Consider the following 13,206-nt stretch of genomic DNA (forward strand, 5'->3'; position numbering starts at 1 on the left):
AGCTTATAAAGCGCGTTTATGATTACGCGCGGCGCGATGCCGTAGCCTACGCGCATACCGCCCAGACCGTAGACCTTTGAAAAGGTGCCTAGATAGAGCACGTTTTTAAAATTTTGAATTAAAAGTTTAGGATCAAGCCTCTTGCGCTCATCTTTAAACGCGGCAAATTCGTTATATGCGGCATCGATCACTAAAAGCGTGTTCTCATCCACGCTGCTGGCGAACTCATATACCGCCTCCGCATCCAAGCACTCGCCAAGCGGATTGTTCGGCACGCACAAAAAAATGACCGAAATTTCATCCCTGTGCGCGTTGTAAATTTTTAAAAGTTCGGCTAGGTCGTGCTCCTGCGCGCTCGTTTTGTAAACTTTAGCCTCGCAGTGGCTTGCGTAGATGCCGTACATCGCGAAAGTGACGCCCGCTTGCAGTATGGCGTGGCGCGAATTTAGCTTGGCGTGCAGCGCAAACTCGATGATCTGATCGCTGCCCGCGCCGATGATGATATTTTGCGGCTCTATGCCGAATTTAGAGGCGAGCGCGCCCTTTAGCTCATACATCGAATCATCGGGGTAAAGATGCGCACAGGCGGCATTTTGCACGATTACCTCCTGCACCGCCTCACTAGTGCCGAAGGGGTTTTCGTTGCTGGCAAGCTTTAGCACGTCCTGCTTGCGGATACCAAACTCCCGCACCACAAGCTCGATCGGCTTGCCCGCTTCGTAATTGCTTAAATTTTCTACAAATTCATTAAATTTCATCACTCCACTCCGTTTATGTAACTTCCCAGCCATGTGATTTCGTGGCCGTTTTTCTGCGCGTTTTGCAGCACGCGCGCCACGCGCTCGTCGTCGATGTGCCCCTCAAAATCGATGTAAAAGACGCTTTTAAAATCCCTAAGCTTGACCGGGCGGCTTTCTAATTTGGTTAAATTTATCCCCTCGTTGCGAAACATCTGCAAAAAGTCCACGAGCCCGCCCGGGCGGTCGTCTGTTTTTGCTAGAATGCTCGTTTTGTTGCGGTCGCTCTTCTGGTTTTTAAAGTCGCTCAGCACGAAAAAGCGCGTGCGATTGGCGGAGTTGTCCTCGATCTTTTGAAACATCATCGGCACGCCGTAAAGATCGGCGGCGATCTTGGAGCAGATCGCGGCGGAGTGCGGCGTAGCGGCCGCCATCTGCGCCGCAAGCGCGGTCGATTTGGTCGCGGTAAATTTAACGCCGCTAAGGCCGTGATCGTCTAAAAATTTAAGGCACTGATTGTATCCTTGCGGATGCGAGAATATCTGATCCACCGTGCTTACGTCGTCGCAGTGGCTCGCAAAGCAGTGGTGGATATCCATATAAATTTCGGCGACGATCTTGACGCCCTCGTATTTTCGCAAGCAATCAAGCGTAGCGCCCACCGCGCCTTCGGTGTTGTTTTCGATCGGCACGACGCCGTATTTGGCCTCGCCGCTATCAAGCTCCTTAAAGACCGCCTCGATATTTGAGAGCGGCAGATAGGAGCTTACCGCGCCGAAGCGGCTCTTGGCGGCTTGGTGCGAATAGGTGCCGAAAGGCCCTAAGAACGCGACGATCTGCGGCTTTTCTAAATTTCGCGAAACCGAGAAAATTTCAAAAAATATCGCTTCGATCGCCTCTTTGCTTAAATTTCGCGCCTTTCCGCCGTCCAGCCTGCTGATGATCGAGCGCTCGCGCTCCGGGCGGTAGATCGCGCTACCCGCGGTCTGCTTTAGCTCGCCGATCTTTTTGACAAACCCCATGCGCTCGTCGATAAGGCGCAAAATTTCATCATCCAGTCTGTCGATACAAACGCGCAGATCATCGATATTTTGCATCACAACCCTCCTTTTGCTCGCCTCTAAATTTCGGTTTTAAAAATTTCGCGTCGCCACTCTTGCCGCAGGCTTTGAAATTTTTACCGCGCGATCTTAAAATTTCATCGCTTAGGACAGCTGCGCCGCAACTTCCGAGCGCTAAGAAGGCGCGATAAAATTCGTCGCAGCGGGATTTGAAATTTAAAGAGCCGCGATTAAAATTTAAAACGAGGCTTCGTTCTGGCGTGAAATTTAGAGGCGCGTTTTGTTCGGATCTGAAATTTAAAGCGACGGTGCGTTTAAAATTTAAGACCGTGCTTGCTGCTGCGTTAAAATTTAAAGCCGCTGCGCGTTCGGATTTGAAATTTAAGATCGCGCCCTGTTTTGGACGGCTCGCCGCGCGGATCATACGAGATCCTTTTCGAGCGCGATTAGATCATCAAAGCTCTCGCGCTTTCTAATCAGGCGGTCCTGTCCGTCGTAAACCGCGACCTCGGCGGCGCGACAGCGGGTGTTGTAGTTGCTCGACATCGAAAAGCCGTAGGCGCCGGCGCTTTTGATCGCGAGCAGATCGCCGCTTTTTAGGCTAGGCAGGCTAACGCCTTTGGCCAAAAAATCGCCGCTTTCGCATATCGGGCCCACGACGTCGCAGAGGCTAGCTGCGGCCAAATTTACGCCGCCCAAAATTTTTTCATCCGCACAGGAGCCACTTGTTTGATCCGAGCCCCTACCGCCTAAATTTACTCCGCTAGCGCCAGCTTCGTCTAAATTTATACCCTCCGAAGCACTAACGATCTCGATGGCGTGGTGCGCGCCGTAGAGACTCGGGCGTATGAGATCGTTCATCGCGCCGTCAACGATAACGAAGCGCTTGCCGCAGTTTTGTTTTTCGTAAAGCACGCGGGTAAGAAATACCCCCGCAGCCCCCGTGATGAAGCGCCCCGGCTCGCACGCGATCGTGACGTCTAGCCCGCTTAGGCTGCGCAAAATCCCCTGCGCGTAGTCGTAGAGCACGATCTGTTTTTCATCCTCGTAGCGGATGCCGATGCCGCCGCCCACGTCGAAAAATTTTATATCGATCTCAAGGGCTCGCAGCTCTCGCAGCAGATCGCTTACGATCTTTGCCGCGTCGCAGATCGGAGAGATGTCCGTAAGCTGGCTGCCGATGTGAAAGTGGATGCCGACGGGATTTAAAAATTTGCTCTTTTTGGCGTAGATATACATCTTGCGCGCAGTCTCGATACTGACGCCGAATTTGTTCTCATTTAGCCCCGTGGAGATGTAGGGGTGGGTCTTGGTATCAACGTTTGGATTTACGCGGATGCTGATGCGAGCGGGCTTATTTAGCTTTTGCGCGATTTGCTCGAGGCGCAGCATCTCGGCTTCGCTTTCTAAATTTATCAGCAAGATGTCCGACTTTAGCGCAAATTCTAGCTCGCTATCTTGCTTGCCGACGCCAGAGAATATAATCTTATAGCTCTTTGCGCCGATATACAGAGCGCGGCGCAGCTCGCCGATGCTGACGCAGTCAAAGCCGCTGCCCAGATCCGATAGAAATTTTAAAATGCTCAAATTCGAGCTTGCTTTAATCGCGAAGCAGACGAGCGACTTGCGTGCTGCGAAGGCCTCTTTGAGCGCTATGAAATTCTTTTGTATCTCGTTAAAATCGTAAACGTATAAGGGGGTGCCGTATTTGCAGGCTAAGCTTGAATAATCCATAGAATTTCCACCGATAAATTTTGCGCCATTCTAACAAATCAAGGCTTAACGATGCTTAAAAACCAAAAATGCTGCAAAGCCTAATAACGCTGTTATGGGCACGATAATGCCAAGTTCTGGGATGATGACGCCGTTGAGAGAAAACCTAATTAACACGAAAAGCACGCCCCAAGCGCATAGCGTAGCGATAAAAAATCCAAAGCTTAGTAGCGCAAGATTAAAAAACCGTCCCGTAACGGGCAGGTAATAATACAGCACTAACACCGCCAAGGGCGCGAACAACGGAAAAAATATCATATTATAAAGGCTTGCTTTTATAGTGGAGATATTCACGCCTTGATGCGAAAAGGTGCGGATCGAACGCAAAGCATCCCTGATCGAATATACATTACTCGTATCATAAACACTCGCAATTGAGCTTGGATCAAAGCCCTTAAGCGCCTCGCTCTGCACGTTAAACTCACTTCTTAATCCACTTCCTCCAAGCTTAAGCTGCGCTGGTAAAGTAGTGGTATTTATATCGCGCAGATGCCAAATTTTGCCTGCGTATTCGCCAGAGCTTGCATGCGAGCGTGAAGCAACGGAGTTATCCCCTATATTAAAGATCGTTATATCATTTGCGTTTTTGCCGTTTAGAGCTTTGATGTAGATATATTTACCCTCAAATTTCAAAAACATATCTCCCCCCGTAGGCGATAAATCGGTTAAATTCTTTTGAAATTTTAGCGCGTATGCAAACGGAGTAGAATTTAAAGCTATAAAGCCCGCGGTGATAAAAAGCGCGATCAAAAACGGCGGCACGATGAGAGCGTTTTTACTCACTCCAAGCGCGTAGAAGCTCACTAGCTCGTTGCTTCTAATCATATTAAACATCATTAAAATCAGCGCGAAAATGAGGCTTAGCGGCAGCGTGTAGCTAAGCGCGACTGCGGCGGTTAGGGCGATATATAAAAGAGCGGTATTCGCGCTTGAAGGAAAATCTTTGAGATTAGTAAGCACATCGATGCCTACATAAAAGCACTCAAGGGCTATTAGCAGGATAAAAAAATACTTCAGATAAGAAAGAGCCGCGTATTTTACGTATAACTTCACACCCTAGCCTTTTTAATCGTAAATTTTTGCGCGACCTGCTCTATATCCGAGCAAATGAGCTCCTCTACCGCGCGCGCGACGTAGGGTAAAATTTCGCTCAGCTTCTCGCGCTCGCTTTCGTTAAAATTTCCGAGCACGAAATTTGCCGCATCCTGGTCCTGCCGTTTTTTGCCCACGCCGATACGCACGCGCTCGTAATCTGCACCGATTAGCGCATCGATCGACTTGATGCCGTTGTGCCCGCCGCTACTGCCGCCTTTTTTAAATTTAACGGCGCCCAGATCCAAATCTATATCGTCGTGCACTATGATGATGCGCTCGGGCTTGTAAAAATCATTCACCGCCTTTACGGAGTTGCCGCTTAAGTTCATAAAAGTTTGGGGTTTTAAAAGAAGCAGCGAGCCCTTTTTAAAGAGCTCGCCTTGAAATTTAGACGCACCAAGCTCGCTAAAGCCGCCCGTCTTTAAAATTTCGTCGATTAGCATAAAACCGACGTTGTGTCTGGTATCTGCGTATTTCTGAGCAGGATTCCCAAGTCCTGCGATCAGTATCATAGGCGCCCCTATTTAGCCGAAGTAACTCCGACTACCGCTACTGAGCCGTCTAGGATGATGCTGACGCCATCTTTTACAGGGATGTCGCGGATCAAAAGCGAATCGCCTACGTCAAGATCGCTCACATCGAGCGTAAAATCGTTCGGTAGGTCTTTGCCGGCGCATTTTACTGCGATGCGGCGCTTGGATTGCACCAAAATACCTTTGTTTTTTAAGCCTTTGGCGATGCCTGTTACCTTAACCGGCACTAGATATTTGCTTACCACGTCATCCTGAACTACGCGTAAATCTACGTGAGTTAGGGTGTTTGTGACGGGGTGTTTTTGGTATTCTTGCACGATGACGCGATATGTATTACCGCCTACGCTAACCTCGAAAGGAAGGTTCTCTTTCGCGCGCATAGCTTTGATAAAGTCGTTTACCTTAAACGCTGCGTTAATATTGTCAAATCCTTTCGCATAAATATTAGCGATTAGATAACCATCTCGTTTTAGGGATTTTGAAGCCCTTTTACCGATACTATCTCTAACGATACCTTCTAACATTAGGTTTCCTTTGTGAAAAAATGAAGCGTGATAATAGCCAAATATTGCTTTAAATCTATTTAAGCGCCGCGATGAAATTTAGAAGTAAAATCGCACGGAATTTAGCTAATTAAATTTACGCTAAATATTTCAGGCACGACATACTTCCACACAAGAGGATGGACGAATTAAATTCCGCCCGCCTAACGGCAGGCAGAATTATTTAAAATTTTAAATCGTAAAAATTTAGAATTTTAAAATTTGCAACTTAGCGGATCTCTTTTAGCTGTACGACTTCGCCGGCGAGCATCTCTTCGGCGCTCTCTCCGGATTCTGCTGCCAAATCCCTTTTTTTGGCAAGATCGACGTTTTTGATCTGCAGATCGAGGTCGTTTCGCTTAGAGGCCTTATCTAGCGCCTCCTCGCGGGTAATGACGCCGTCTCTATAAAGATCGAGTAGGTGCTGATCGAAGGTCTGCATGCCGTAGGTGTTGCGACCGTCGGCAATCGCGTCTGGAATTTCATCGTCACGCGCATCAAGTATCATATCCTTAATACGGGTGTTTTTGCGTAAAATTTCAACGACGGCTACGCGCTTGCCCTCGATAGTACGAGCAAGGCGCTGAGAGATGACTGCCTCTAGGACGGATGCTAGCGTCATTCGGATACGCTCCTGTTCAGCCTGCTCAAACATCGCAATGATTCGGTTTACCGTCTCTTTTGCGTCAATAGTGTGCACCGTCGAAAACACTAAGTGGCCCGTTTCCGCGGCGTGAAGTGCGGTCTCGATCGTCTCCAAATCGCGCATCTCGCCCACGAATATAACGTCGGGATCCTCTCTCAGCGCGGCGCGAAGCGAATCGGCGAAGTTGTTGCAGTCCTCACCGATAGCGCGCTGATTGATGATGCATTTATCGTCTTTAAATACGAACTCTACGGGGTCTTCGATCGTAACGACGTGGCTGGTTCTTTGCCTATTTATACGATTTATCATACTTGCGATCGTTGTCGTCTTTCCGCTTCCCGTAGGTCCGGTAAGCAGCACGACGCCGCGCATAGCCGTGTCACAAATATCTTTGATCGAAGGCGGCAGACCTAGATCGTCGATCTCTGGAATTTTAACCGGGATCGTTCGGAAAACCGCGCTGATACCGTCGATCTGAAAAAAAATATTAACGCGGAAGCGATAATCTTCGTTTAGCTTGTAGGTAAAATCTACGCTCTTTTTCTCGATAAGCTCCGGAAAGCGCGTGATGAGAAGCTCCTTAGCTAGCGTCATCGCGTCTTCTTTCAAAAATGGCGTTTTGCTAAATTTTACTAGCTCGCCGTGGATACGACCTCTGATAACCGCGCCCGATTTTATATGAAGGTCGCTACCGCCATTTTGGATTAGAAATTCCAGATATTTATTTAGCCTATCTCGCTGCTTAAAATCCAGCGTAGAAGCGTCAACTTGATACTGCGAATAATCTATAGAACCCGCCATCATTTCTCCTTTTTAAGTGTTTTTATTATCTCTTTAAATGCCTCTTCAAAAGCCGCCAGTCCGTCATCCAGCAGCTTTTTATACGCCTTTTTCATATCGATCTTCGCGTCCGTTACCTGGGCGAAAAATTCCTCTATCTGCGCATCGCTAAGTGGCATTTTGGGCTTTTGATCGCCGCTTATAAAAACCTCTATCGTTTCAAGCGGCGCGGTGTTTACGCAGCTCGGATACATCAGCTCGCTTACGTAGTAATCCTTCGGCAGATCGTCTCCTTTTACCCCCGTGCTCGCAAACAGCGGCTTTACGTAGTTTAAATTTTCTTTAGCGATGATATTGTAGCACTTCGCGGCGTTCATTATGCCGATTTTACCGGTAGGAAGACCCGCCGCAGCCATTTTTTCATCTAATAACCTATCGAAGCGGCTAACGAAGATGCTAATTACGGTTTTTGGTAAATTTGCCTTCGGGAAGTAGCGACGAAAGCCCGCGATTCCCTCTTTTATTGCCTCGATGCATTTTACGGTCTGCTCGGGTGAAAAAACCAAAGTCGCGTTTACGCTGATCCCCTTTTTTAGCAGATCGCGCATCGCTTCGTAGCCCGCCTTGGTCGCAGGGATTTTGATCATGACATTTGGCATGCCGATCGTGCCGTATAGGTGTTTGCCCTCGCGGTACATCGCCTCGGCGTCGTCTGCAAAATATGGATCGACCTCGATACTCACAAAGCCGTCATCACCGTTAATAAAATTTTTAAGCAGGCTCTCCGCCGCGCTTCTGATGTCCGCGGTGGCTAAAATTTCATATAGCTTTTTAGGCTCTTTTTTTCTAAATTCCTCTTTAGCCGAGTCGTATGCGGGAGAGCTTAGGATCGCGTTTTTAAAGATCGTGGGATTGGAAGTAGCGCCGTTAATTATCCCTTTTTTGATCAGCTCGTCGAAATCTTTATCGATAAAATCGCGCTCCAAAAAGTCGCACCAAAGGCTGAAATTTAGGGCTTTATCATACATATTTCATAATCTCCTTCAAATCCTTTTTTTCAATGCAAACGCTTGCGTGTTCTTTTAAAATTTCATTCGCGCAAAAAGCAATTTTAAGTCCCGCCTCGCGAAACATCGAAACGTCGTTCGCGCCGTCTCCCACGCACATTACCTCGCTCGCCTCTAGACCCATCAGCGATTTAAGCTGCGCAAGCAGCGCGCCTTTTGAGTATCCAAACATCATCTCGCCGCCGAAAAGCCCAGTTAAAATTCCGTTTTTTTCATGCAGATAGTTCGCAAAGCTCGCGTCAAAACCCAGTTTTTTCTGCGCGGCGTCGGTAGCGAGATGAAATCCGCCGCTAAAGACGATCACCTTTATGCCTTTATTTTTCAGATACGCGATGATCTCGCTAGCGCCGCAAACAAAAGGCAGGCTTTCTGCGATAGCTTTAGCATCGCTAAGCTTCATCCCCTTTATCAGCGCCACGCGCTCGCTAAGACTCTCGAAAAAATCAAGCTCGCCCGCCATCGCGCGCTTTGTAATTTCGCTAACTTGTCGCTGTGTGCCCATTTTAGCGGCGAAAAAACCTATCGTTTCGCCGTCCATCAGCGTAGAATCAAAGTCGAAAACACAAAGCTTTATCATAAATATCCTCGCAAAAATTTAGGAATTATAGCTAATTTAAGTTTAAGTTTTTTGGAATTAGCATAAATTTTTCGCTTTTTGCGACCTCGTAAATTTTGCTCCCAGCCCCGAACGAGCACAAATTTATATATTTTTTCTCGCCGAAATATAAAATTTCATCTTGATGATAGTGCCCCTCGATGATTAAATTTGCCGCGTAAAAATCGATCTTCGGCGCGATTATATCCTTAAAATTTGGCATTTTTTTGTATAGATTTTTCCCTTCTTGCGATTTTAAGATTACTTTTGAAATTTTAAATTTTAAAGCGCGATCGAGCAGGTCCATAAATTTCAGAAAAGCTCTGTTTCGCAGCGAAAGCAGCGCAAACTGCATTAGACGCGGCAAAAACAGATCGCCGTGCGCGATCTGTACCGCCTCGTCGCTCTCGTAGATAAATTTAACGGGTTGCGCGCCGTTTGGATAAACTTTTGCGCGGGGAAAAATTTCGCGCAGATTAAAATCGTGGTTGCCCTCGAAGTAAAAAATTTCGCATTTTTGCGACAGCTCGTTTATTAGCGCGATCTCCTCTTTGTAGAAGCGCTGCACGTAGGTCGTGTTTGCCAAAAAATCAAACATATCGCCCATCATAAAAATTTGGGGTGGCGGCGTAGGCTCAGCCTTCAGCGCGCGCAGAAATTTCAAAAATTGCGGTCTGCTCGCGCCCGCGTGCGCATCGCCGATAAAGATCGCGCCCGGTTTTATCGCCTGAATTTGATTATTTTGCATCTAGGCTCCCGCGCGTAACGGCTTTTGCGAAAAAGTTCATCGCTTAAATTCCGTGTGCGATACGCGGCAACGCCGTAGCTTCGGCGAATCCGCACATTAAATTCGCGTTTGCGACCGCCTGCGACGATGCTCCGCGCAAAAGATTATCGATTGCCGAGTTGATCCAAATTTTATCGCCCGCAGTTTTTACAAAAATATCGCAAAAGTGCGTCCCTACGACGTTTTTTATACTCACGGGTTCGCTTCGGACGCGCACGAAAGGCTCATTTGCGTAAAATTCCCGCAGCACCGCCTCTGCATCCACGCTCTTTTGCAGTACGCCAAACGCGCTAACCAGCATTCCGCGCGTAATCGGCAGCAAATTCGGCACGAAAAGCGTGCTAAATTCGCCGCCTTTTAAAATTTCCAGCTGCTCTTTGATCTCGTCTGCGTGGCGATGCGAGATCGGCGAGTAAACATTTGCGTTTTCGTTCACGCTTACAAAATGGCTGCTTGTTTTGAGGGCCTTGCCTGCGCCGCTTACTCCGCTTTTTGCGTCAATAAATACGCCGATACCCGGATCGAGTAGCCGCACAAACGGCGCGAGCGCCAAAATAGAGCAGGTAGGATAGCAGCCCGGATTTGCCGTAAGCCGCGCCGTGCGGATCTTTTCGCGATTTAGCTCGGGCAGTCCGTAAACGGCGTGGGCTAAATTTTGCGGGTCTAAATGTGCGGTGTAATTTTTCTCGTAAAGCTCGCGGCTTAGGCGATAATCAGCCGACAGATCGACTACCTTAACACTTTTAAATTTTAAAATTTCGCGGGCAAATTCCATCGCTTTTTCATGCGGCAGCGCTAAAAAAATAAGATCGCATCTTTGCGCCGCAACGCGAGCATCCGCGGCTTCTACGCGCATCTCAAACACGCCGCGAAGCTGCGGGAAAATTTCGCTTATCTCACCCTGCGTCGAGGCACCTAAATATGAAATTTCAAAGCCCGGGTGGGAAAGTAGAGCCTTAATCAGCTCAAGCCCCGTATAACCGCTAACGCCGATGATGCCTACTTTTTTCACGCTAATTCTCAAATTTAATCGGCTTGTATTCGACGCTTAAAATTTCCACATCGCGCGTGCCTGATGGTAGCTGAAGCACCACCTCATCGCCCTCTGCTTTGCCCAAAAGCTGGCGTGCAAGCGGCGTATTGATGTTGATGAGTTTGCGCGAGATATCCGCTTCGCTAAGGCCTACGATCGTGTAAACCTCCTCCCGCTCGGTCTCCACGTCCATAAAGGTAACGGTGGAGCCGAATTTTACGCGGTCGTGCTCGTAGGTGGAAGGGTCGATGATTTTACTGCGAGAGACGATGTCGCTAAGTTCGGCGATACGCGAGAGCAAAAAAGCCTGCTCTTCGCGCGCTGCGTGGTACTCGGCGTTTTCTTTCAGATCGCCATGTCCGCGCGCGATGTCTATCTGCTGCACTATGTGAGGTAGCTTCACGCTCTGAAGCTCTTTGAGCTCGGAGGTGATCTTTTCATATCCGTAAAGCGTCATTGGTTCTGTCGTCATAATCTTCCTTTCTTTTTATCAAATTATATAAGTTTTAGCCTTAAAATTTTAGCTCGCAGGCTGCGTTAAAATTTTTGCTACGTTTTCGCTGGAGCCGAGCTTTAGATAATCTCGCAGCTTCTTGCTCGCAAGTTTAAATTTCGCGGCGTCGCAGCGCTCGTATGCGGCGAGTAGGTTTTGCGCGCTTACTTCGGATTGCAAAAGCTCCTCATGCAGCGGCTCCTCGCCCAAAAAATCAAAAATAATATTCGCAAGCCCCACGTGCTTTAGCTTTACGAGCTTTCGCGCAAGCCAAACGTCAAACGCGCGCGCTTTGTAGCACAGCACGAACGGAGTGCCGATGAGCGCCGCTTCAAGCGTCGCCGTGCCCGAGCAGATGAAGGCAAAATCGCAATCCTTAAGCGTAGCAGGAGTATCGTTTGCGATGCTAAAGCCGTCCAGAGGCCCGTAAATTTCATCTCTTTGATCCATCAGATGCGGCGGGATTATTAAGGTTCGCTCGCTATTTTCAAATTTAGGCGCAAGGGCTCTAAAAATCGGCATCAGTCTTGAAATTTCAGCTCTGCGTGAGCCCGGCATAAAGGCGATCTTGCCCTGTTTTTCGTAGCTTGTTTTTTGGAATTTTATCTCATCAAGCAGCGGATGCCCCACGAAAGAGTACTTTGCGGTTTTAGCGCTTTGCTCGCTCGGACGCGCGGCATACTCTTTCGGCGCAACATTTTTATCTTTTACTTCTTGTAGCGCAGCGTCTTTGCTCTCCGCTTCTTGCGATACGGCGCCTTCATCTTCCTCGCAATCCGCGCCGAAAAATTTCGCCTCAAAAGGCCAGATTGAGAGCAGATTGTCGCAAAACGCCTTCAGCTTCTCCGCTCTGTGCGGCTTCCACGCCCAAACCTGCGGCAGGATATAATATGAAATTTCCGCGCGCGCGCTGCTTTCTTTGATCGCGCGAGCAAGCGGCAGATTAAACGCGGGCGAGTCGATCAAAAGCACGCGATCGCACTCCGCCGCAAGCCGCGTCATCTGTGCTATCGCGCGCTTGGCTTTTAAAATCAGCGGCAGAATTTCTATAAAGCCCATCGCCGAAAACTCGCTGCTTTTGTATATCGGCGAGCCCAGCTTTTCGTCAAAAATTCCGCAAATCTCGCAAGCGGGATCGAGCCTTTTAAGATGCGCTAGAACCTCTTTAAAATGCAGATTCGCCGAGGGTTCTAGGCAAGAGATTAAATATTTCAAATTTAGCCTTTTAAATTTTTGTTAATTATAGCAAAATGTGCTAAAATTAAGCCGACAAAGGATTTAAGATGAGAAATTTTAAAATTTTAGCGCTATGCGGCGCGTTCGCGATGTTGCTGGGCGGTTGCGGCGCGGCTAAATACCAAAAGCGTCAAGTCACCGAGGATCCCGCAGTAACTGCACGCTTTGAGGCGCTTAGTAAGCTAGGCTCGCCCGCACTCGTCGCTAAAGCCGCAGCTAGCGAGATCGCAGCGGACGTAGGCGGCGCCAAGCCCCACGTTAAGGTCGCGCAGTTTGCCTTCCTCGAAGAAATTAGCGCACAAGGAAGCGATCTGATCTATGCCTACTCGCTAAGCCCTGGCTGGGCGAGCCTGAAAAGCTCCGATCGGCAAAAATATCTCAAATTGCTAACCAAGGATATTACCGAAAATGACTGCAACGCACCTAGTACGCGAGCTTTATTGCGAAACGGAGTGCGTGAAGTGCACCGATTTTTCTACGATTATCCAAGCTCGCACCTACTTGATTCGCAGGTAAGCGAGGAGATATGCCGCAAAGCAGGGTTATAGATAAGTCTAGCGTAATTTTATGCCGCGGATTTGCATCGGCGCGAAAGCAAAATTTCGTGGTGTAAAATTTTACGATAATTTAAAAGACAAATTTTGCGGCGAGTTGCGGAGCACGACCACCAAATTTAAGGAATTTTGGAAGCGAAATTTAAGCGATGAAATTACGTGCAGGCTATAAAATTTGTAGCGAAAAAAAGATAAAATTTCGTAGCAAAAAGACGGAATTTTTCTATGAATTTTGTAATCTAAGTTTCGTGATGGAATTTTTGCGAAAAAATTT

The 13,206-nt window shown here is 48.1% G+C and carries 15 protein-coding genes; 1 reads left to right on the forward strand and 14 read right to left on the reverse strand.

Going from position 1 to position 13,206, the window contains the following annotated elements; genetic code table 11:
* From Q0174_RS07570 to Q0174_RS07635, 14 genes are all read right to left on the reverse strand, one after another.
* On the reverse strand, positions 1–758 hold a 758-nt coding region (locus tag Q0174_RS07570), incomplete at its 3' end, for an aminotransferase class I/II-fold pyridoxal phosphate-dependent enzyme (protein ID WP_298043009.1).
* Positions 758–1,834 (reverse strand): prephenate dehydratase, encoded by a 1,077-nt coding sequence (gene pheA / locus Q0174_RS07575; RefSeq protein ID WP_298043012.1) that lies wholly within the window; start codon positions 1,832–1,834, stop codon positions 758–760. The genes pheA and Q0174_RS07570, both read right to left, overlap by 1 nt.
* Positions 1,818–2,222: a hypothetical protein gene (locus tag Q0174_RS07580; RefSeq protein ID WP_298043014.1), complete on the reverse strand. Its 405-nt coding sequence runs from the start codon at positions 2,220–2,222 to the stop codon at positions 1,818–1,820. Before Q0174_RS07580 ends, pheA begins: the two co-directional genes overlap by 17 nt.
* Positions 2,219–3,532, reverse strand: a complete 1,314-nt coding sequence (lysA, locus tag Q0174_RS07585) for a diaminopimelate decarboxylase (protein WP_298043017.1) — start codon at positions 3,530–3,532, stop codon at positions 2,219–2,221. The genes Q0174_RS07580 and lysA overlap by 4 nt, the downstream gene beginning before the upstream one ends.
* A 45-nt stretch (positions 3,533–3,577) precedes the next feature.
* The gene (locus tag Q0174_RS07590; protein WP_298043020.1) at positions 3,578–4,624 is read right to left on the reverse strand and encodes an LptF/LptG family permease; all 1,047 of its coding nucleotides are present in this window, start codon (positions 4,622–4,624) and stop codon (positions 3,578–3,580) included.
* Positions 4,621–5,178 carry an aminoacyl-tRNA hydrolase gene (gene pth / locus Q0174_RS07595; RefSeq protein ID WP_298043023.1) on the reverse strand — a complete coding sequence of 186 codons (558 nt, stop codon included), beginning with the start codon at positions 5,176–5,178 and terminating at the stop codon, positions 4,621–4,623. Before pth ends, Q0174_RS07590 begins: the two co-directional genes overlap by 4 nt.
* Before the next feature lie 8 nt (positions 5,179–5,186).
* Positions 5,187–5,723, reverse strand: coding sequence for a 50S ribosomal protein L25/general stress protein Ctc (locus Q0174_RS07600; RefSeq protein ID WP_298043025.1), 537 nt, complete (start codon positions 5,721–5,723; stop codon positions 5,187–5,189).
* 247 nt (positions 5,724–5,970) lie between these two features.
* Positions 5,971–7,188, reverse strand: coding sequence for a PilT/PilU family type 4a pilus ATPase (locus tag Q0174_RS07605; protein WP_005869553.1), 1,218 nt, complete (start codon positions 7,186–7,188; stop codon positions 5,971–5,973).
* The gene (locus tag Q0174_RS07610) at positions 7,188–8,195 is read right to left on the reverse strand and encodes a transaldolase (protein ID WP_298043028.1); all 1,008 of its coding nucleotides are present in this window, start codon (positions 8,193–8,195) and stop codon (positions 7,188–7,190) included. The genes Q0174_RS07605 and Q0174_RS07610 overlap by 1 nt, the downstream gene beginning before the upstream one ends.
* Complete coding sequence (serB, locus tag Q0174_RS07615; RefSeq protein ID WP_298043030.1) at positions 8,188–8,811, reverse strand: phosphoserine phosphatase SerB; 624 nt, start codon at positions 8,809–8,811, stop codon at positions 8,188–8,190. Before serB ends, Q0174_RS07610 begins: the two co-directional genes overlap by 8 nt.
* 31 nt (positions 8,812–8,842) lie before the next feature.
* Positions 8,843–9,577, reverse strand: a complete 735-nt coding sequence (locus Q0174_RS07620) for a UDP-2,3-diacylglucosamine diphosphatase (protein WP_298043033.1) — start codon at positions 9,575–9,577, stop codon at positions 8,843–8,845.
* 43 nt (positions 9,578–9,620) lie between these two features.
* Positions 9,621–10,628 (reverse strand): N-acetyl-gamma-glutamyl-phosphate reductase, encoded by a 1,008-nt coding sequence (gene argC, locus Q0174_RS07625; RefSeq protein ID WP_298043037.1) that lies wholly within the window; start codon positions 10,626–10,628, stop codon positions 9,621–9,623.
* Between the two features lies 1 nt (position 10,629).
* On the reverse strand, positions 10,630–11,121 hold the full coding sequence (gene greA, locus Q0174_RS07630) for a transcription elongation factor GreA (RefSeq protein WP_177388511.1): 492 nt from the start codon (positions 11,119–11,121) through the stop codon (positions 10,630–10,632).
* Between the two features lie 48 nt (positions 11,122–11,169).
* Positions 11,170–12,357, reverse strand: coding sequence for a DUF354 domain-containing protein (locus Q0174_RS07635; RefSeq protein WP_298043040.1), 1,188 nt, complete (start codon positions 12,355–12,357; stop codon positions 11,170–11,172).
* A gap of 68 nt (positions 12,358–12,425) precedes the next feature.
* Here Q0174_RS07635 and Q0174_RS07640 point away from each other — a divergent pair, with 68 nt between their 5' ends.
* The gene (locus tag Q0174_RS07640; RefSeq protein WP_298043043.1) at positions 12,426–12,926 is read left to right on the forward strand and encodes a hypothetical protein; all 501 of its coding nucleotides are present in this window, start codon (positions 12,426–12,428) and stop codon (positions 12,924–12,926) included.
* Positions 12,927–13,206 lie beyond the last annotated feature (280 nt).

The organism is uncultured Campylobacter sp. (assembly GCF_937996225.1).
Classification (GTDB): domain Bacteria; phylum Campylobacterota; class Campylobacteria; order Campylobacterales; family Campylobacteraceae; genus Campylobacter_B.